Origin of the sequence: Geobacter sulfurreducens PCA (assembly GCF_000007985.2) — a bacterium.
Taxonomy (GTDB): domain Bacteria; phylum Desulfobacterota; class Desulfuromonadia; order Geobacterales; family Geobacteraceae; genus Geobacter; species Geobacter sulfurreducens.
In genome coordinates this window covers 97,627-116,663 of the sequence record NC_002939.5, presented here as the reverse complement: position 1 = coordinate 116,663, position 19,037 = coordinate 97,627, and the positions used below count along the sequence as shown (strand labels likewise).

Annotated in this window: 15 protein-coding genes, 1 tRNA gene and 1 other RNA gene; 7 read left to right on the top strand and 10 right to left on the bottom strand. The window is 61.6% G+C overall.

Annotation, left to right across the window (positions count from 1 at the left end; translation table 11 throughout):
- Positions 1-30 precede the first annotated feature (30 nt).
- From GS_RS00530 to GS_RS00485, 10 genes are all read right to left on the bottom strand, one after another.
- Positions 31-1,809 (bottom strand): ABC transporter ATP-binding protein, encoded by a 1,779-nt coding sequence (locus GS_RS00530; RefSeq protein ID WP_010940777.1) that lies wholly within the window; start codon positions 1,807-1,809, stop codon positions 31-33.
- A 150-nt stretch (positions 1,810-1,959) separates the two neighbouring features.
- A complete protein-coding gene (locus tag GS_RS00525; protein WP_010940776.1) occupies positions 1,960-2,547 on the bottom strand; it encodes a GTP-binding protein in 588 nt (195 codons plus the stop codon).
- Positions 2,548-2,565: 18 nt separating this feature from the next.
- On the bottom strand, positions 2,566-3,057 hold the full coding sequence (locus tag GS_RS00520) for a roadblock/LC7 domain-containing protein (RefSeq protein WP_010940775.1): 492 nt from the start codon (positions 3,055-3,057) through the stop codon (positions 2,566-2,568).
- Positions 3,058-3,323: 266 nt separating this feature from the next.
- Positions 3,324-6,911 (bottom strand): pyruvate:ferredoxin (flavodoxin) oxidoreductase, encoded by a 3,588-nt coding sequence (gene nifJ, locus GS_RS00515; RefSeq protein ID WP_010940774.1) that lies wholly within the window; start codon positions 6,909-6,911, stop codon positions 3,324-3,326.
- 64 nt (positions 6,912-6,975) lie between these two features.
- Positions 6,976-7,569, bottom strand: a complete 594-nt coding sequence (recR, locus tag GS_RS00510; RefSeq protein WP_010940773.1) for a recombination mediator RecR — start codon at positions 7,567-7,569, stop codon at positions 6,976-6,978.
- A 188-nt stretch (positions 7,570-7,757) separates the two neighbouring features.
- Positions 7,758-8,072, bottom strand: coding sequence for a YbaB/EbfC family nucleoid-associated protein (locus GS_RS00505; protein WP_010940772.1), 315 nt, complete (start codon positions 8,070-8,072; stop codon positions 7,758-7,760).
- 70 nt (positions 8,073-8,142) lie between these two features.
- Positions 8,143-9,882 (bottom strand): DNA polymerase III subunit gamma/tau, encoded by a 1,740-nt coding sequence (gene dnaX / locus GS_RS00500; protein WP_010940771.1) that lies wholly within the window; start codon positions 9,880-9,882, stop codon positions 8,143-8,145.
- 79 nt (positions 9,883-9,961) lie between these two features.
- An RNA gene (ffs, locus tag GS_RS00495) (signal recognition particle sRNA small type) lies at positions 9,962-10,060 on the bottom strand.
- A 93-nt stretch (positions 10,061-10,153) separates the two neighbouring features.
- Positions 10,154-10,241, bottom strand: a tRNA-Ser gene (locus GS_RS00490).
- Between the two features lie 11 nt (positions 10,242-10,252).
- Positions 10,253-12,025, bottom strand: a complete 1,773-nt coding sequence (locus tag GS_RS00485; RefSeq protein WP_010940770.1) for an ABC transporter ATP-binding protein — start codon at positions 12,023-12,025, stop codon at positions 10,253-10,255.
- A gap of 651 nt (positions 12,026-12,676) precedes the next feature.
- On the opposite strand from GS_RS00485, the gene GS_RS00480 reads away from it, so the two are divergent.
- The 7 genes from GS_RS00480 to GS_RS00450 are packed head-to-tail and all read left to right on the top strand — an operon-like array spanning position 12,677 to position 19,037.
- The gene (locus tag GS_RS00480; protein ID WP_010940769.1) at positions 12,677-13,261 is read left to right on the top strand and encodes a 4Fe-4S dicluster domain-containing protein; all 585 of its coding nucleotides are present in this window, start codon (positions 12,677-12,679) and stop codon (positions 13,259-13,261) included.
- Complete coding sequence (locus tag GS_RS00475; protein WP_010940768.1) at positions 13,258-14,148, top strand: CoB--CoM heterodisulfide reductase iron-sulfur subunit B family protein; 891 nt, start codon at positions 13,258-13,260, stop codon at positions 14,146-14,148. Before GS_RS00480 ends, GS_RS00475 begins: the two co-directional genes overlap by 4 nt.
- A complete protein-coding gene (locus GS_RS00470) occupies positions 14,149-16,146 on the top strand; it encodes a CoB--CoM heterodisulfide reductase iron-sulfur subunit A family protein (protein ID WP_010940767.1) in 1,998 nt (665 codons plus the stop codon).
- A complete protein-coding gene (locus GS_RS00465) occupies positions 16,146-16,646 on the top strand; it encodes a hydrogenase iron-sulfur subunit (RefSeq protein WP_010940766.1) in 501 nt (166 codons plus the stop codon). Before GS_RS00470 ends, GS_RS00465 begins: the two co-directional genes overlap by 1 nt.
- A 33-nt stretch (positions 16,647-16,679) precedes the next feature.
- Complete coding sequence (locus GS_RS00460; RefSeq protein WP_010940765.1) at positions 16,680-17,609, top strand: 4Fe-4S dicluster domain-containing protein; 930 nt, start codon at positions 16,680-16,682, stop codon at positions 17,607-17,609.
- A gap of 43 nt (positions 17,610-17,652) precedes the next feature.
- Positions 17,653-18,657, top strand: a complete 1,005-nt coding sequence (locus tag GS_RS00455) for a 4Fe-4S dicluster domain-containing protein (RefSeq protein ID WP_010940764.1) — start codon at positions 17,653-17,655, stop codon at positions 18,655-18,657.
- A gap of 11 nt (positions 18,658-18,668) precedes the next feature.
- Positions 18,669-19,037: a hypothetical protein gene (locus tag GS_RS00450; protein WP_010940763.1), complete on the top strand. Its 369-nt coding sequence runs from the start codon at positions 18,669-18,671 to the stop codon at positions 19,035-19,037.

The following is a 19,037-nucleotide window of genomic DNA, read 5'->3' as shown; positions in this document are numbered from 1 at the left end:
AACAATACCTCCGGAAAATGCAACATCAGGTCAATCCCTGAACTGAAGCTGATAGAGCCGTGCATAGATGCCCCCTTGCGCCAGGAGCTCGCCGTGGGTCCCCTCTTCTACCTTTTCTCCCCGGTGGATGACCACTATCCGGTCCGCCCCCTGGACCGTCGAGAGGCGGTGCGCCACCACAATGGAAGTGCGACCAGCCATGAGTGCGGCAAGCCCGTCCTGAATGAGCCGCTCCGACTCGGTGTCGATGCTGGCGGTTGCTTCGTCCAGCACGAGAATCTCAGGGTCGAAGGCAACGGCGCGGGCAAAGGAAATGAGTTGGCGCTCCCCGGCCGACAGGTTGCTCCCTCGCTCGCGCACCTGCTCGTCGTAACCTCCGGGGAGGAGACGGATAAAGCGGTCTGCCCCCACCAGTCGGGCTGCGTCATCCATCCGGGCACGGGCACGCTCGTCTCCCAGATGAATGTTGAAGCCCACCGTGCCGGTGAAGAGATAAGGGTCCTGGAGAACCACCCCGATCCGTCGGCGGAGCTCTGACAGGGGGATTGAGCGGACATCATCGCCGTTGAAAAGGATGTCGCCCCTATTTACGTCGTAGAAGCGCGAAAGGAGTCGGGTCACCGTCGTCTTGCCGCCGCCGGTCTCCCCAACGAGCGCCACGGTCTCGCCCCGGCGAATCGTCAGGTCGATTCCACGCAGGACGTAGTCGTCCTCCTGGTAGGCAAACCAGACGTTGCGAAACCGGATGGTTTCGATGGGAGGCGCGCCGGCGCTGACGGCAGGACCGCTGACCCCGGCGTCATGATCGGGTGCCGTGTCGAGCAGGCCGAAGATCCGCTCAAGGGCGGCCATGGCGCCCTGCATGATGGAGTATTTTGCCGACAGGTCCCGGATCGGGCCGAAAAATTTCTCGATGTACTGAATGAAGGCAACCAGCGCTCCGAAGGTAAGGGCTCCCCTGAGGACCTCTCCTCCGCCGTACCAGATGATGAGGCCGACAGCCACCGAGGAGAGTGTCTCCACAAGAGCGTAGAGAGAGGCGTCCCAGGTGATGACCGGCAGATTGGCGTCACGGTATGAGCCGTTGAGCCGGGAAAACTCGGCGCGCTCCCCGGCTTGCCGGTTGAAGAGCTGAATCACCGACATTCCGCCGATGGTTTCGGCCAAAAAAGTGTTCAGGTTCGCCAGGCGGGCGCGCACCTCCCGAAACGCCTTGCGCATCCTGATCCTGAATGTGAAAGCGACCCAGACAAGCAGCGGCAGCACCGAAAAGGTGATCAACGAAAGCGGGGGGTTCAACCAGAGCATTACGCCGACGATACCGGCCAGAAAGAGGATGTCGCCAACAACAGTTATGATGCCGGCGGCAAACATTTCGCCGAGCACCTCCACGTCGCTGGTAAGCCGTGTCACGAGGCCGCCGGTGGCGGTACGGTCGAAGAAAGAGACGGGAAGTCGCTGCACGTGGGCGAACAGCTCCAACCGCAGGTCGAGCATTACCCGCTGTCCCAGGTACTGGAGAAGCCACACTTCGAGAAAGGTTATCAGCGATTCGGCCACGATGAGCAGGAGAAACCCTGCGGCAACCAGCGGCAATCCCTCCAGCCGTCCCGTGACGATGTGATCGTCGATGGCGGCCTTGAGGACCAGCGGCTGCGCCAGCCGGGCCGCCGCCGAGAGCGGCAGGAGCACGAGCGCCGCCAGCGCCAGCCAGCGATAGGGATGCACATAGCGGATGAACCGCAGCATGAGCCCCCGATCGTATGCCTTGCCGACTATTTCATCTTCGTAGGCGCTGCCGTAGTGCATCGCTCTCCTGCCGGGCTGTCCGTCCGCTTTGGTAGCTGTCGCCGGAGCCCATAGTAGCGCTAATGTTCGGCTCCGCACAACGAAAAAAGCCCAAGGAAACCCTTGGACTTTTCGTAGTTATTTGCCGGCTGGTTGCCAACCGCGAGGGCTTCAGCGCCCCTTTTTGAGATCGATGAGGATCAGTTTGGCCACGGCCTTGAGGGTCTCGAACACCCCTTCGCCGGTGGCTGCGCATGCCTCGAAGTCGGGCACGTTCCGGTGATTGAGTTCCCGGCGCAACTCCTCAACCGGCACTATGCCGGGGAGATCCCGCTTGTTGTACTGTATCACAAAGGGGATCTTCTCCAGATCGTACCCTTGTTCCTTTAGGTTAACCGCCAGGTTCTCCAGGGACTCGATATTGGCATCCATCCGCTCCTCTTGGGAGTCGGCCACGAAAACGACTCCGTCGACCCCTTTGAGGATCAACTTGCGGGATGCGTCGTAAAAGACCTGTCCCGGCACCGTATAGAGGTGGAACCGGGTCTTGAACCCTCTGATCTCACCCAGGGCAAGGGGAAGGAAGTCAAAGAACAGGGTCCGTTCGGTCTCGGTGGCGAGACTGATCATCTTCCCCTTAGCCTCCGGAGCGGTCTTCTGGTAGACGTACTGGAGATTGGTGGTCTTGCCGCACAGGCCGGGGCCGTAATAGACTATTTTGCAGTTTATCTCTCGCGAAGCGTAGTTGATGAAAGACATTGCGCCGTACCCCCGCCGCTAGCTGAAAAGATTGTCGATGTCGTCGTCGGTGATCTCGGCGAAGGGAAACTCCTGGATACCGCTTCGCTCCTTTTCCTCAGCCTTTTTCATGAGTCGGTCGAACACGGTGGTCAGTTCGTCCGACGCCTTCTTCACCCTCAGCCGGACGAGCCCCAGGGACGAGCGGTTGTCGAACAGGACCACCAGGATCACCCTGCCCCCGACGATGGAGATGTGAAGGTTGTCCTTTTCACCTTCGTGGAAAAGGATGGAGAACTCCTTCTCGCCGATCAGCTTGGCCAGGCCGCCCGTGGCCGCGATGTTGCCCGCCGTGAGCGAAGCAAGCGAGGTGGTGTCGAACCGCTCGGTTTCTCCCACGCCCGAGATGAGCTGGCCGTTCTTGTCGACCAGAAAGATGACCTTGGCGTTGGCTTCCCGGAGAAGCTTCTCGATGACCGCATTGATCAGCTTGAACTCCTCGTCGTACATGACCATCTGAGGATAGGACATGAAACACCCCTCGACCGGGTTGTGGAATGACGGCCCGTTATAACAAAAATTTGACACTCACACAAGGATTCTAACGGTCAGTGTGACGCTTGTCGTCCTTTCAGGCGCCGCGTGCCCGGCAGCAACCGTTTACAATGCAACATCAGGGCCAAATCAGTCGAGAGTTTCCTCCCGGAAGAGGGGCCTCACCGTCCGCCCCATCCCCTAAAACAAAGGCCCCGACGAGTTCATCCCGTCGGGGCCTTCTGGCTGTTATGGGTCAACTGCTACTTCTCGCAGGTATCCTCGAAGTTGAGGGCCGCCAGCTTCTGGTAGTAGCTGAAGTGGGCCTTGGACCATGCCGCCGCTTTTCTCATGAGATCCTCGTACCCTTTCGGGTTGTTCTTCTTGAGGACGCGGTAGCGGTTCTCGCTGTTGACGTACTCTTCAAAGGCGATGGTCGGGGCCTTGCTGTCGAGCTGGAGCGGGTTCTTGCACTCGGCGGCCAGCTGCGGATTATAGCGGTAGAGGGGCCAGTAACCGGACTGAACCGCCCGCTTCTGGGCATCCACGCCGCTGGTCATGTCGATGCCGTGGGCGATGCAGTGGGCATAGGCGATGATGAGCGACGGACCGTCATAGGCCTCGGCCTCCAGGAACGCCTTGATGCACTGGGCCGGATTGGCGAGGGAGACAGTGGCCACGTAGACCGACCCGTAGGCCATGGCCATCATGCCGAGATCCTTCTTGGAGACCGGCTTACCGCCGGCGGCGAACTGGGCCACGGCGCCCAGCGGGGTCGACTTGGAAGCCTGGCCGCCGGTGTTGGAGTAGACCTCGGTGTCGAGCACCAGCAGATTGATGTTCTTGCCGCTGGCGATGACGTGGTCGAGGCCGCCGTAGCCGATATCGTACGCCCAGCCGTCGCCGCCGATGCACCAGACGGACTTCTTGACCAGGTAGTCGGCCACGGTGAGCAGGCGCTTGGCATCCGGCTCGGGACAGGAAGCAAGGGTCTTCTTCAGCTCCGCCACCCGGGCCCGCTGGGCCTCGATGCCGGCCTGGCTCGACTGGTCGGCGCCCTTGATCTCGTTCATGAGGGGCACCGCGCTCGTGCAGGAAGAGCAGGAGCAGGAAGACGAAAGCTTGTCGACCAGCTCAAGGGCCATGGCGTTGAATTTATCCACGGCCAGACGCATGCCGTAGCCGAACTCGGCGTTGTCCTCGAACAGGGAGTTCGACCATGCCGGCCCAAGCCCGTCGGCCCGCTGGGCATAGGGGGTGGTGGGCAGGTTTCCGCCGTAGATGGAGGAGCAGCCGGTGGCGTTGGCAATGACGGTCCGGTCGCCGAAGAGCTGGGTCAGGAGCTTCAGGTACGGGGTCTCGCCGCAGCCGAGGCAGGCGCCGGAGAATTCGAACAGCGGCCGCACCAACTGGGAACCGCGGACCGTGTCCAGCTTGGCTACGGTGGGGTCCACGTCCGGGATGGTGAGGAAGAAGTCCCAGTTCTCGACCTCTTGAGAACGCAGGGGCGGCTGGTATGCCATATTGATGGCCTTGTGGTTCGGGTCTTCCTTACTCTTGGCCGGGCAGTTGTGGACGCAGGCGCCGCAGCCGGTGCAGTCTTCCGGGGCTACCTGGATGGTGAACTTCTGCCCCTTGAACTCGGGAATCTTGCAGTCAACCGACTTGAACGCTGCCGGGGCGCCGGCAAGGGCGGAGGCGTCATAGGCCTTCATCCTGATGGTGGCGTGGGGGCAGACGAAGGAGCAGATGCCGCACTGGATGCAGAGCTGCTCGTCCCACACGGGGATCTCCACGGCGATGTTCCGCTTTTCGAACTGGGAGGTCGCCGTCGGGAAGGTGCCGTCGGCCGGCATCTTGGACACCGGCAGGTCGTCGCCGAGGCCGGCGATGATGGGGGCGGTGGTCTCCTGCACGAACTGGGGGGCCCTGGCGCTGACCACGGGAGGCTTCTGGAGGGTACTGGTTGCCGTTGCCGGTACCGTTACCTCGTAGAAGTTGTTGAGGCCGGCCTCAACCGCCTTGTAGTTCATCTCCACGACCTTCTCGCCTGCCTTGCCATAGGTTTTCTTGATAGCGTCCTTGATCTCGTCAATGGCCTGATCCAGCGGGATGATGTTGGATATCTTGAAGAAGGCGGTCTGCATGATCACGTTGATCCGGGGACCGAGCCCGATCTCGTTGCCGAGGCGTACCCCATCGATCACGAAGAACTTGAGCTTCTTGTCGATGATCTGCTGCTGCATGTCGGCGGGGAGCCTGTCCCACACCTCGTTGTGGTCGTAAGGGGCGTTCAGGAGGAACGTGGCACCCTGCTTGGCCTTGGCCAGCATGTCGTACTTTTCCACGAAGGCGAAGTTGTGGCAGGCCACGAAGTCGGCCTCCTGCACCAGGTACGGCGCTCTGATGTACTTCTTGCCGAAGCGCAGGTGCGAGGTGGTCATGGAGCCGGCCTTCTTGGAGTCGTAGACGAAGTAGGCCTGGGCGTTGTTGTCGGTCATCTCGCCGATGATCTTGATGGAGTTCTTGTTGGCGCCCACGGTACCGTCGGAGCCGAGGCCGAAGAACATGGCCTGGTAGGCCCCTTCCATCGGGTTGAAGAAGGACGGATCACACGGGAGGCTGCTGTTGGTCACGTCCTCGGTGATGCCGACCACGAACTTGTTCTGCGGCTTGGCAGTGGCTAGGTTATCGAACACCGCCTTGGCCTGGGCCGGGGTGAACTCCTTGGAACCAAGGCCGTAGCGACCGCCCACGATGACCGGGTAGCCGTCGAACTGGCACTTCCCGTCGGCCATGGCCTCGCCGATGGCAGTGCGGACATCCAGGTACAGGGGCTCGCCCAGGGCGCCGGGCTCCTTGGTCCGGTCGAGGACCGCGATCTTCTTCACGGTCTTGGGCAGGGCGGCAATGAAGGCATCGATGGGGAACGGCCGGTAGAGGTGGACCTTCACCACGCCGATCTTCTCACCCTTGGTGTTCAGGTGCTCCACGGTCTCCTGCACCGTGTCGGCGCCGGATCCCATGATGACGATGACCCGGTCGGCGTCGGGGGCGCCCACGTAGTCCACCAGCTTGTACTGGCGGCCCGTGATCTTGGCGAACTTGTCCATCTCCTCTGCCACGATCTCGATACATTTCGGGTAGAAGGGGTTAACGGTCTCGCGCCCCTGGAAGTAGACGTCAGGGTTCTGGGCGGTGCCGCGCATGACGGGATGGTCCGGAGAGAGGCCCCGGGCCTTGTGGGCGGCGATCAGTTCGTCGTCCAGCATGGCGCGCATGTCGTCGAAAGTCAGCTCCTCCACCTTGAGAACCTCGTGGGAGGTCCGGAAGCCGTCGAAGAAATGGAGGAACGGCACCCGGGAACGAAGCGTCGCGGACTGGGCAATCAGGGCGAAGTCCATGACCTCCTGGGAGTTGTTGGAGCAGAGCATGGCCCAACCGGTGGAACGGCAGGACATGACGTCCGAATGGTCGCCAAAGATGGAGAGGGCCTGGGCCGCGATGGCGCGGGCGGAGACATGGAAGACCGTAGAGGTCAGCTCGCCGGCGATCTTGAACATGTTCGGGATCATCAGGAGCAGACCCTGGCTGGCGGTAAAAGTGGTGGTCAGCGCACCTGCCTGGAGGGCACCGTGCACGGCACCGGCAGCGCCGCCTTCCGACTGCATCTCGACAACCGACGGTACGGTTCCCCAGATGTTTTTCTCGCCCATGGCGCTCTTGATGTCGGAAATCTCACCCATGACCGACGAAGGGGTAATGGGGTAGATGGCAATGACCTCGTTGGTGGCGTGCGCCACGTGGGCAGCCGCGGTATTGCCGTCGATGGTTACCATTTTGCGACTCATGCTCTCCTCCTCTGCGATAGGTACGTACAGCCCGAAATCTGTGCGTTGAATTAGTACAACGTTGTTACAGCTCGCTCCGTCCTTCCAGCGCCCGCTGCACCGTGGCCGCATCCACGAACTCCAGATCGCTGCCGAGCGGTATCCCGTGGGCGAGTCGTGTCACCCTGACCCCCAGGGGCTTGATCATCCTGGCCAGATAGAGCGCGGTTGCTTCGCCCTCCACGGTGAAGTTGGTGGCAATAACCACTTCCCGAACCCCTCCCCCCTCCAGCCGCTTCATGAGCTCCGCAACGCGGAGCCGGTCGGGGGTAACACCGTTGAGCGGGGACAGCGCCCCCTGGAGCACATGATAACGCCCCCTGAAGGCTCGGGTCCGCTCAACGGCCAGAAGGTCCTGGGGTTCCTCGACGACGCAGATGGCACCGTCATCTCGGGCATCGGAGCAAAACCGGCAGGGATCGTCCTCGGTAATGCCGAAACAGACGGAACAGAACCGCACCCGGGACATGACGTCCCGAAGACTGTCAGCCAGGGCAGCGGCGTTGTCGGGGGATTTCAAAAGATGAAAGGCGAGGCGCAGGGCGGTTTTCTCGCCAACTCCCGGCAGCTTTTGCAGTTCCGCGAGCAACCGTGACAATGAGTCTGAAAAATGTACCATACTTTATCCGCCATTTAAAACATTTTTTTATTATAATGTTAATAAAAAAATTTAGCCGAAATAAAATTTCGGCTAAATTGCTAATTACAAGTGGCTTTATTCAGAGAGGAACCCCCTCGCCGAACGCCTGTCCGAAGTCCGATCTTTCCCGGAAACGAACAGCAAATCAAGTTCGCGTATACTGCCCTTTAAAACAGGCCGGGGATATTGAGTCCGCCCGTAACCTTGCTCATCTCCTCGGCAAACTGGGATTGAACCTTCTTGAGCGCCTCATTTACGGCCGTGACGACCAGGTCCTGAAGCATTTCGACATCTTCCGGATCAACTGCCTCGGGCTTGATCGCCAGAGAAACAATCTGATTCTTGCCACTCACCACGGCGGTGACCGCGCCGCCCCCCGCGGTGGCCTCGGCGGTCCGATTGGCGGCTTCCTCTTGAAGTTTCGCCATTTTCTGTTGCATCATCTGAGCCTGTTTCATGATTCCGGCCAAACCCTTGGACATCTTCTCCTCCATTGTTACTGTGATGTAAATTTACTCTCGCTCAATGACTTTTGTTGAAACTAAAACATGGTTATAGCTTGCCTCGCGTCCCCAGCGGGGCAACCTCTGCGAGTGTTCCGTCAAAGACCTCAAGGGCCGAGGATACCGCCGGATGGGATTCGGCCGACCGCTTCAGGCCGGTGCGGCGCTGCTCATCTTCAGCTCTTTTTTTTTCAAGCAGGTTGGGAGGCGCATGGCCTTCACCGGTCAACACCTTGAGGGCAACCGTCATGGGTGCCGAGAAGAAGCGCTCCGCCAAGGCCTTGAGAGATGCTTGCGCATCGCCGTCCCGGAGGCTCGACAGAGCAAAGGAGTTTTCCGGAAAACCGATTTCTAGGCGGTCAGCGGCAATATGCAGCGGACTGCCGTACTCCAGCGATGTGCCGATCCGGGGCTTGGCCCCCTTGACGAATGCAACAAAATCGGCCCACTCATCCCCGGTCCGCCGAGGTTCCTGAACGGGCGAGTCACTACGCGACGGGGGCGGCTTTGCCTCAGCCCCGGCAGGAACGGGGCGGGGTCGTTGTTCGGCCAGGGCAGAGGGTGCCGGACGCGGCACAGGGGCGACCCCGGCCTCCGGCGGGGGTGAGGGGCGCCATGACGCCCGGGCGTCGGCCGCAACACCGCTGCCCCGCTCCTCGATTCTGCCGAGCCTGTCCAGCAGTTCACCCACCGGCACCAGGGGCGCCAGCGTCGCCATTCGAACCAGCGCCATCTCCAGGACCAGCCGGGGGTAGCCCGAGTGAGCCAACTCGCCGTCGGCCCGCAGGAGGATTGTCATGTGCCGCTGCAGATCCTCCAGCAGCGCCGAGGATGCCTGTTCACGAACCGACTGGAGCTCCGCCTCGGAGAGGTCGAGCAGGTCTCCCGCATCGCCCACGGCCCTCATGATGGTCAGATTGCGGAAATGGTCGATAAGTTCGCCGCAAAACTGACGCATGTTGTAACCGAATTCGTCCACCCGGGCAACCACCCCGAGCACACTGCGCGTATCACGGCCCAAAACGGCGGCCGACGCCTCCAGCAGCAGGCGCCGGTCCACGACACCCAGAAGGCTCACCACATCATCATCGTTCACCGTCTCGCCACAGAAGGCAAGCACCTGGTCCAGGACCGACAGGGAGTCCCGCATGCTGCCGTCTCCCTTGCGCGCCACCACGGCAAGGGACTCGTCGCTGATGGAAATCCCCTCACGGTCGACGATGTAACGCAGTCGGGCCACCACCTTTGCAAGCGGAATCCGCCGGAAATCGAAGCGTTGGCAGCGTGAGAGTATGGTGATGGGAAGCTTGTGGGGCTCGGTGGTGGCAAAGATGAACTTCACGTGGGGCGGTGGCTCCTCCAGGGTCTTCAACAGGGCGTTGAAGGCGTTGGTGGAGAGCATGTGGACTTCATCAATGATGAAGATCTTGTAGCGCAACCGCGACGGAAGGTACTTGACGTTCTCCCGCAGTTCGCGAATATCGTCGACACCGGTGTTGGAGGCCCCGTCAATTTCAAGAACATCGACCGAGGTGCCGGCCGTGATCTCGGTACAGGCGGGACAGACGTTGCACGGCTCGGGACTCATACCCTGCTCGCAGTTGAGGGCCTTGGCCAGAATCCGGGCCGACGAGGTTTTGCCGACGCCGCGGGCCCCTGTGAAGAGGAACGCGTGGGCGATCCTGCCGGAATCAATGGCGTTCTGAAGGGTTCGGCTGACGTGCTCCTGTCCCGTGAGGTCGCTGAAGGTCTGGGGACGCCACTTTCGTGCGAGAACGAGATAGGACACGGGTCAACACCTCACTACGGGTTCGGTTCGTGCGCTTGCGAAGGGAGAGGGGCACATCGGGGATTTTGCGGGCACAACTGATAGCTGGGCTCCCCCGCGGCACACGGAATCAGCTACTACCGTTGCTTCCTTCCGGATCTGGCGGGGTTCATAACCTACCGTTGCGCGGGACCCAGCTATCAGCTCTGCCCGCAAAGGGGTTCCGGCCACCGGATCGGAGCGCCCGGACAGCGCGGATATGAAGGCTAGCCCAAGGGGCATGGATTGCTTATGGCGGAGAGAGAGGGATTCGAACCCTCGGTACCTTGCAGTACACACGATTTCCAATCGTGCTCCTTCGGCCACTCGGACATCTCTCCGGAACGATGGACTATAATACAGCATTTTCCGTTTGTAAAGCCCCTTTTTCCCCTTCCTTTTCCACGCCATCTTCCCGGAAACCGGCGATCTCGTCGCGCAACTGCTGCTCGTGCCAGAGGGCCGCGTAGGCTCCACCCCGGGCAACAAGTTCATCATGGCTTCCCTGCTCGGCAATGACACCGTCTTTGAGCAGCACAATGACATCACAGGTACGAACGGCTGAGAGTCGATGGGAGATGATGACCACGGTCCGATCACCGTAATACCCGGCCAATGACCGGAGGATTTCCTCCTCGGTCCGGGCATCCACCGCAGAAAGCGGATCGTCAAGCACCAAGACGGAAGGGTTGCGCAACAACGCGCGGGCGATGGCCACCCGCTGCCGCTGCCCCCCCGACAAGGTGACCCCCCGTTCGCCGACGACAGTGGCAAGCCCCCGGGGAAAACGGGCCAGATCGCCATCCAGGCTCGCCAGCCGCGCCGCCTCCATCACCTCGTGCTCCGTGGCCCCGTCCCTGCCGCAGGCAATGTTCTCGCCGATCGTCCGGGAAAAGAGGAAACTCTCTTGGGGCACAAAGCCGACACCGCGTCGAAGCACCTCCAGGGGAATCTGGTTGATATCGGTTCCATCAATGAAAAGCTGCCCATCACCAACGGGATAGAGTCGCGCAAGCAGGCGTACGAGGGTCGTCTTGCCCGATCCGACCCCCCCCACAATGCCGACCCGTTTGCCCGCCTGCACCCGGAGCGATACGCCTCGCAACACCTCTCCGCCGTTGTAGCTGAAGCGGAGGCCCCGCAGCTCGATCTCCCCCCGGATGGCGGCGATCGGCGCCGGTGCCTCCGGGTCCGCCACCAGCGACCGGGCGTCGAAGATCTCATTCAGGCGGGCCATGGAGGCGCCTCCCCGCTGGATCAGGTTGAGTATCCAGCCAAAGATGACCGTAGGCCAGACGAGCATGGCCAGGTAGCCACTAAAAGCGACGAAATCACCCAGGGTGAGAATCCCCTCGATGACGCGGCTTCCGCCCACAAAAAGAACCACCAGGGTGCCTAGGGCCGACGTGGCCGCCATGAGAGGGAGCATGAGCCCCCTCAGGCGCGCCATCGCCATATTGCTGGCAAAGTAGTCGAGACTTGCCCGGCGAAAGGCATTCACCGCCGCCGCCTCGCGACGGTAGGCCCTCACCACTACGGCTGCAGAGACATTTTCCTCAGCCTGACTGGAAAGCTTCGCCAACTCCTCCTGCGCCCGCCGCGAGCAGTGATACATCCTTCGCGTGAGCCCCTTGACCACCAGGATCATAAGAGGGAACGGCGCAACAGCCAGAACGGTGAGCGTCACGTCAATGTTCGCCATGAGCACCAGCGCCGCCCCATAAATGACGACCGTATTGATGACGTTCAGCACCCCGAAGCCCAGGAGCATCCGGATATTGGTCAGGTCGTTGGCGAAGCGCGACATGAGGTCGCCGGTCCGCTCCCCGGAAAAATAGGGCATGTCGAGGGAGAGAAGCTTGGCGAAAAGGTCCTCGCGGATTGCGAACTCAATCCTGCGCGCGGCGTGCAGAAGCTTGGTGCGCGAGAAAATGCGAATGACCCCTTGCACAAGTGCCGCGCCGATAATGACCCCGCCATACCAATCCGGTGAGCGGGTCGCCTGACCGGGAGACCGCAGCCCTTCCACGGCAAGCTTCAGGAGCCACGGAATCAGGAGTGCGCATCCGTTCGTGCCGACCAGGCAGAGGGCGCCAAGAAGATACGTGCGCCAACAGGGACGCATGTAACCGTATAATCGGGAAAGCTCGCTGATGAGAAACCTCGGAACCAACAGGATTACCACCCCTTGTAATCCATTTCGCCCACCTTGTCAAAAGAGGCTTCCACAAGCTGTTTCTTTTTTGTTACCATACACCCAGCGAGGCCAGCACACGGTGAACAGCTATCTTGGTCTGACCAGCAATAACAGCTTTGAATGACTAAAATTCGTAGCAATTGCCAATTATCGCATCTCCTTCACCAGTCTTCACGGGCATTTACAAGTGGTATTTTACCTTGACGTACCAAGGAGTTACATGGTAAACACAAAAGTGGTCTTACCACTTATTCAACGCTTTGATCACATACGAGCTTTTGGCAGATCACATCGCTACCACACACCGTTTTACTTTGGCGTTGACAAGGCGACCTTTCGTGTGATAGCACAATTTATTAAGACTAAAAAACGCCCCTGTTCCCGTCCGTCAATACACTGATGGCCGCGACACCTGTTTAGTAAAAATAAAACAGCTGTTGGCCCTGCTACCATCCGGCAAGATCCGCCGGGGCATCATCCTGCCGCATCCGCGGAAGACACCTCATCCTCCCGCCCCCAGATCTTGGTCCGTTCACCGCCGCTGTTTTCCTGCGGCCCCACCCGCCACCAGGAGGTAGTGTGAAGCACTCCAAGATGCGCCTCTCGACCGAAACCATGAATCTCGGTTTCGTGCGCAAGGTCGAAGCTCTCTCCGGCAGTTCGGTCCGCCGCTGTTTCCAGTGTGGCAAGTGTTCGGCCGGCTGCCCCATGCGCTCGTTCATGGAGCACCCCCCCAACCGGATCGTCCGATTCCTGCAGCTGGGTCAGTACGAACGCGTGCTGGCTGGACGCAGCATCTGGTACTGTGCCTCCTGCGAGACCTGCACCACCCGTTGCCCCAACAAGGTGGATCTGGCCGCCATAATGGACGCCCTGCGCAAGTGCTCGTGGGATGCCAAGGGCCCGTCCAAGGAAAGCCTGGTACAGCTGGCGAACCGGCTGTTCATCGAAAACATCCGCACCTACGGCCGTCAGTACGAGATGCGGCTTGCCGCGGTCTTCAACGTGAAAAGCGGCCAGTTCCTCAAAGACCTGATGCTTGGGCCGAAGCTGATCACCAAGGGAAAGCTCCGGATGTTCCACCAGAAAAACCGCAACATCGCAGAGATCGAGAACATCTTCGCCCGAATCGAAGCGCTGCGTAAAAAAGGTGAAGCCCCGTGACCCCCGCAAAGAACCTGCTGAACTATTCCTACTATCCCGGCTGCTCCCTCCACGCTTCGGCAAAAGAGTACGACGAGTCGACCCGGGGGCTGTTCCGGGCGCTGAAGATCGGACTCCACGAGGTTCCCGACTGGCTCTGCTGCGGTGCGACCCCGGCCCACAACGTGGACGAGCTCCTCTCCCTCTCCCTCTGCGCCAAAAACCTGTCCTTGGCCGAGGAGGTCGGCGGCGACCTGGCCGTGGCCTGTGCCGCCTGCTTTTCGCGCCTGAAGGTGACCCAGCACCGACTGGCGGACAATGAAGAAAAGCGCCGGCAGGTGGAGTACGCCATCGACGGGAAGGTTTCCTTCGACAACAAGGTGAAGCATCTTCTGGAAATCCTGGCCAAGGACTTCGGCCTCGACCGGCTGACGGCAGCCGTGAGGAAGCCGCTGGAGGGGCTCAAGGTTGCCTGCTACTACGGCTGCCTGCTGACCCGGCCGCCCGAGGTGCCGGAACTGGACGACTGCGAGGCGCCGACCATCATGGAGCGGGTCATCGGCGCAGCCGGGGCCGAAACAGTTACCTGGAGCCACCGGATGGAGTGCTGCGGCGCAAACTTCACCCTTTCGCGTCCCGGCGTGGTACTGAAGCTCTCCGGCGATATCCTTGCCTCGGCCAAAGCAGCCGGCGCCAACTGCATCCTGGTGGCCTGCCCCCTGTGCCACGGCAATCTGGACATTCGCCAGAAGGAGATTGAGGAGGCCAGCGGCCAGTGGTTCGGCATGCCGGTCTTCTACATGACCCAGCTCCTGGCCCTGGCGGTAGGGGTTGCGCCGGCGAAGCTCGGGTTCGACAGCATGATCGTCAATCCCCTGCCGCTTCTGAAAGAGAAAGGGTTGGTCTAGATGTCCCGAATCGGCGTATTTGTCTGCCATTGCGGCGAAAACATCTCCCGTACCGTTGACGTGGAGCGCGTGGCCGGGGAACTGGCCAAGGTTCCCGGCGTCGCTTTTGCCACCGACTACAAGTATATGTGCTCCGATCCGGGGCAGGGCCTATTGAAGAAGGCGGTGGCCGAGCACCGGCTCGACGGTGTCGTGGTGGCGGCCTGCTCTCCCCGGATGCATGAAAAGACCTTTCGCACCGCGGCCAAGGCGGCCGGCCTGAACCCCTTCCTCTGCGAGATGGCCAACATCCGCGAACACTGTTCCTGGGTTCACGAGGACCGGGACGAGGCAACCGCCAAGGCCATCTCCATTGTGGAGATGATGGTGGCCCGCGTCAAAAAGGACCGGCGGCTCGTGCCGATCACCGTACCGGTCACCAAGCGGGCCCTGGTCATCGGCGGCGGCATCGCCGGCATCCAGGCGGCCCTGGATATAGCCGACGCGGGCCACAAGGTGGTGCTCGTGGAGCGGGAGCCCTCCATCGGCGGGCACATGGCCCAGCTCTCCGAGACCTTTCCCACCCTGGACTGTTCCCAGTGCATCATGACCCCCAAGATGGTGGATGTGGCCAACCACCCCAACATAACCCTCCACACCTACAGCGAAATCGAGAGCGTTGACGGCTACATCGGCAATTTCCAGGTGACCATCCGGAAGAAGGCCCGCTCCGTGGACGAGTCAAAATGCACCGGCTGCGGGGTCTGCATGGCCAAGTGTCCCCAGAAGAAGATCCCGAACAGTTTCGACAAGAACCTGGGGATGCGCCCCGCCATCTACGTCCCCTTCCCCCAGGCTGTGCCCAACACGCCGGTCATCGACCGGGAAAACTGCACCTATTTCAAGTCTGGCAAATGTGGCGTCTGCGCCAAGGTCTGCGGCCCCCGGGCCGTGGACTACGAACAGCAGGACCAGCTCATCGTCGAGCCGGCCGGAGCCATCGTGGTTGCCACCGGCTTTTCGCTCTACGACATCGGCCCCAAGCCGGCCGGCTCCCCCATCGAGGGGTACGGCGAGTTCGGCTACGGCACCATCCCCGACGTGATCGACGGGCTCACCTTCGAGCGGCTTGCCTCCGCCTCGGGCCCCACGGGGGGCAAGATCGTCCGCCCCTCCGACGGGAAGGAGCCGAAACAGGTGGTCTTTGTCCAGTGCGTCGGCTCACGGGCCCGCGAAAAGGGGATCTCCTACTGTTCCAAGATCTGCTGCATGTACACGGCAAAGCACACCATGCTCTACAAGCACAAGGTGCACGACGGCCAGGCCTATGTCTTCTTCATGGACGCGCGGACGCCGGGTAAGAACTACGACGAGTTCTGGCGCCGGGCCATCGAGGAAGAGGAGGCGGTCTACATCAGGGGAATGGTCTCCCGCCTCTACCAGAAGGGGGACAAGGTGGTGGTCATGGGGAGCGACGTCCATGTGGGTGTCCAGGTGGAGATCGAGGCGGACCTGGTGGTGCTCGCCACCGCCGTGCAGGCGCGGGAGGGGGCCGACTCCCTCGCCCAGAAGCTCGGCATCTCCTATGACAACTACAACTTCTACTCCGAGGCCCACGCCAAGCTCAAGCCCGTGGAGTGCGCCACCGCCGGGGTCTATCTGGCCGGGGCCTGCCAGGGGCCCAAGGACATCCCCGACACCGTCAGCCAGGCGTCGGCTGCAGCGGCAAAGGTCATGACCCTCTTCGCCCGCGACGAGCTGGAGCGTGAGCCCATCGTGGCCAAGGTGGACGAGCGGCGCTGCGTTGCCTGCCTCTACTGCAAGAAGATCTGCCCCTACGGTGCCGTGGAGGAGAAGGAGATCCGCGACCGCCAGGGGAATCTGATCCGGGTCGTGGCTTACGTGAACCCGGGGGTCTGCGGCGGCTGCGGCACCTGCCAGGCCACCTGCCCTTCAAAAAGCGTGGAGCTGGATGGCTACACCGACGAGCAGATCATGGCCATGATCGAGGTGCTCTAATGCACATACACAAAGAGAAACACGCTTTCGAACCCAAGATCGTTGCCTTTGTCTGCACCTGGTGCACCTATGCCGGCGCCGACCTGGCCGGGACCTCGCGGATGCATTATCCCGCCAACGTCCGGGTGGTCAAGTTCCCCTGCACCGGCCGGATCGATCCAGTCTTCATCCTCAGGGCCTTCCAGAAAGGTGCAGACGGCATCCTGGTATCGGGTTGCCACCCGGGCGACTGCCACTACATGGCCGGCAACTTCCACGCGCGGCGCCGCTTCGCTGTTTTTCGCCAACTCCTGGACTTCATCGGAGTCGATCTCCAGCGGCTCCAGTTCTCCTGGGTTTCGGCCGCCGAGGGGGGGAAGTGGGTTGAGGTGGTGACCGAGCTGACCGAACGGGTTCGCGCCCAGGGGCCCATGCCCGAATTCAAGGAACTGGAAGCCGAGGAACACTGGTCCGGGGCCATCGACACGCCCGAGCTCAATGCCGCGTACAACGACATCTGAAGCCGGCTCCCACGGAGCTTGCAAGGGTTCATCATGACGAATACCGCACATACTATCGACACGGCGCTCTATGACGCCGTCACCGACGCCCTGCGGGCGGAAGCGAAAAAGGTCCTGGAATCGGGCACGGCTGCCGCCGTGATCGGCTGGCAGGCGGGGCGCCGCAGGGGGAGCGCCGTTCCGGCCATCGTCACCGATCCCGCCGACGCTGAAAAGCTCATTTTTTCCCCCTCCTGCGTCAACAATCTGGCCCTTTACCTGACCAAGGCCAAGAAGGAAGTCCGGGAAAAAGGCAAGCTGGCCGTGGTGGCGAAAGGGTGCGACATGAAGGCCCTGGCCGGCCTCATGGGCGAGAACCAGCTCAAGCGCGACGACGTCTACATCATCGGCGTGGCCTGTGCCGGGGTCTACGGTCCGGCGATCCGCGGCAACGCTCCCCTGGACGACGGCACCCTGGCCCGCAAGTGCCGGGAGTGCGCTGCAGAACTCCCCGAAGGGGCCGATGTATCCCTGGGGACCGTCCCCCGGCGGCCCGCCTTCACCCCCCATGAGGCGGCTGAACTGGCCCGGCTCGAAGCCATGACACCGGCCGAGCGGTGGGCGTTCTGGAAGGAGCATTTCTCCCGCTGCATCCGCTGCTACGCCTGCCGCCAGGTCTGCCCCTTCTGCTACTGCGAGCAATGCCTCTGCGACCGCAACCGCCCCCAGGCGGTGGAGACCACGCCGCGTCCGGCGGGAAACATGGCCTGGCACATGGTCCGGGCCATGCACCTGGCCGGCCGCTGCGCCGGCTGTGCCGAGTGCGAACGGGCGTGCCCCATGGACATCCCGCTCAACCTCCTCAATCGCAAGATGGCCAAGGAACTGAAGGAACTCTACGGCCACGAGGCGGGCTTCCAGGCAAAGGAAAAGGGTCCGTTGGCGGAGTACCGGGAAGACGACAATCAATCGTTCATAAAATAACCATGCAGGGGCGCCCGGCCGGGCCGCCCCTCCAGGAACCACCATGCCGAAAATCATCACCGACCAGAATCTCCGCCTTCTCATCGATACGCTCGTGGGCGAGGGCAAACGGGTCATCGGCCCGAAAGCCGCGGGCACCCTGACCCTGTACGAGCCGCTGGCCTCTGCGGAAGAGCTGTCCTTGGGAGAGCTGCCCCGCCGTTCCGCCAAGGAGACCTTTTTCCCCCTGTGCGAAAATATCCTCACCTATGAAAAAAGCAGTTCCGGGACCACGGTACACGACATCGACCCGGCCCGCTTCCCGGAAACGGTGCTCATCGGCGCCCGCCCCTGCGACGTGGCGGCGGCCCCGGTGCTCGACGCAATTTTCTCCTGGGACTTCAAGGACGAGTTTTTTCTGGAGCGGCGGCGCAAGACCACGATCATCGGCCTTGCCTGTACCACCGCGGACGATGCCTGTTTCTGCACGGCGGTGGGGCTTTCCCCGGCGGACACCAGGGGAAGCGATCTCTTCCTCACCCCCCTTGCCGGAGGAAGTTACCGCTGCGACGTGATTTCAGACAAGGGAGAGGCGCTCCTGGCCGCCCATGCCGGACTCTTCGCCGAAACGGATACCGCCGAGCCCGTTTCCCTTGCCGAACCCCAGTTGGGGCCGCTCGACCTGGACCGGATCAAGGCCTGGCTCGACACCCATTTTGAGGACCCCCTCTGGGAAGAGATCGCCGCCCGCTGTGCCGGCTGCGGCGCCTGCGCCTTTCTCTGCCCCGCCTGCCACTGTTTCGACATCAGTGACGAGGGGAGCGAGAAGCAGGGGGCGCGCCGCAAGCACTGGGACGCCTGCGGCTTCGGCAAATTCACCTACCATGCGTCGGGCCACAACCCCCGCGAGGTACAGCCTCATCGCTACCGCAACCGGATCATGCACAAGTTCAAGTACTACCACGACAAGTTCGGCCAGCGCCTCTGCACCGGCTGCGGACGATGCATTCGTGCCTGCCCGGTGGGGATCGACATCGCCCAGATCATTGACGACATTAATAGGAAGTAAGGGGGCACCCCATGGAACGCTTCATCAACATCGACCGGGTTGTCGCCGTCCAGATGACCACACCGGAGGACAATCCGCTGGTGACCGATGCCAGCCGGATCATGGATGTCTGGTTCGACGGACCAGCCATCCGGAAACAGCTCTTTAAGAAGGTATCCAGAACGGAGCAGGAACAATTCGCGGCCAACCTGCTGAAGCGCGGCTTCGTGCAGTCCGGCAACCTGCTGATCAATCCCAGGGCAGTTTTGTTCGCGGAAATGGAAAACCACCTGCTGGGTGGCGTGATCACCATCGGCTTCGGAGACAACAACCGCCCCGTGGAGCTCAAGGTAAAGGGCCAGGCATTCTCGGACCTGGCGGCAAAACTGGCGGAAGGATAA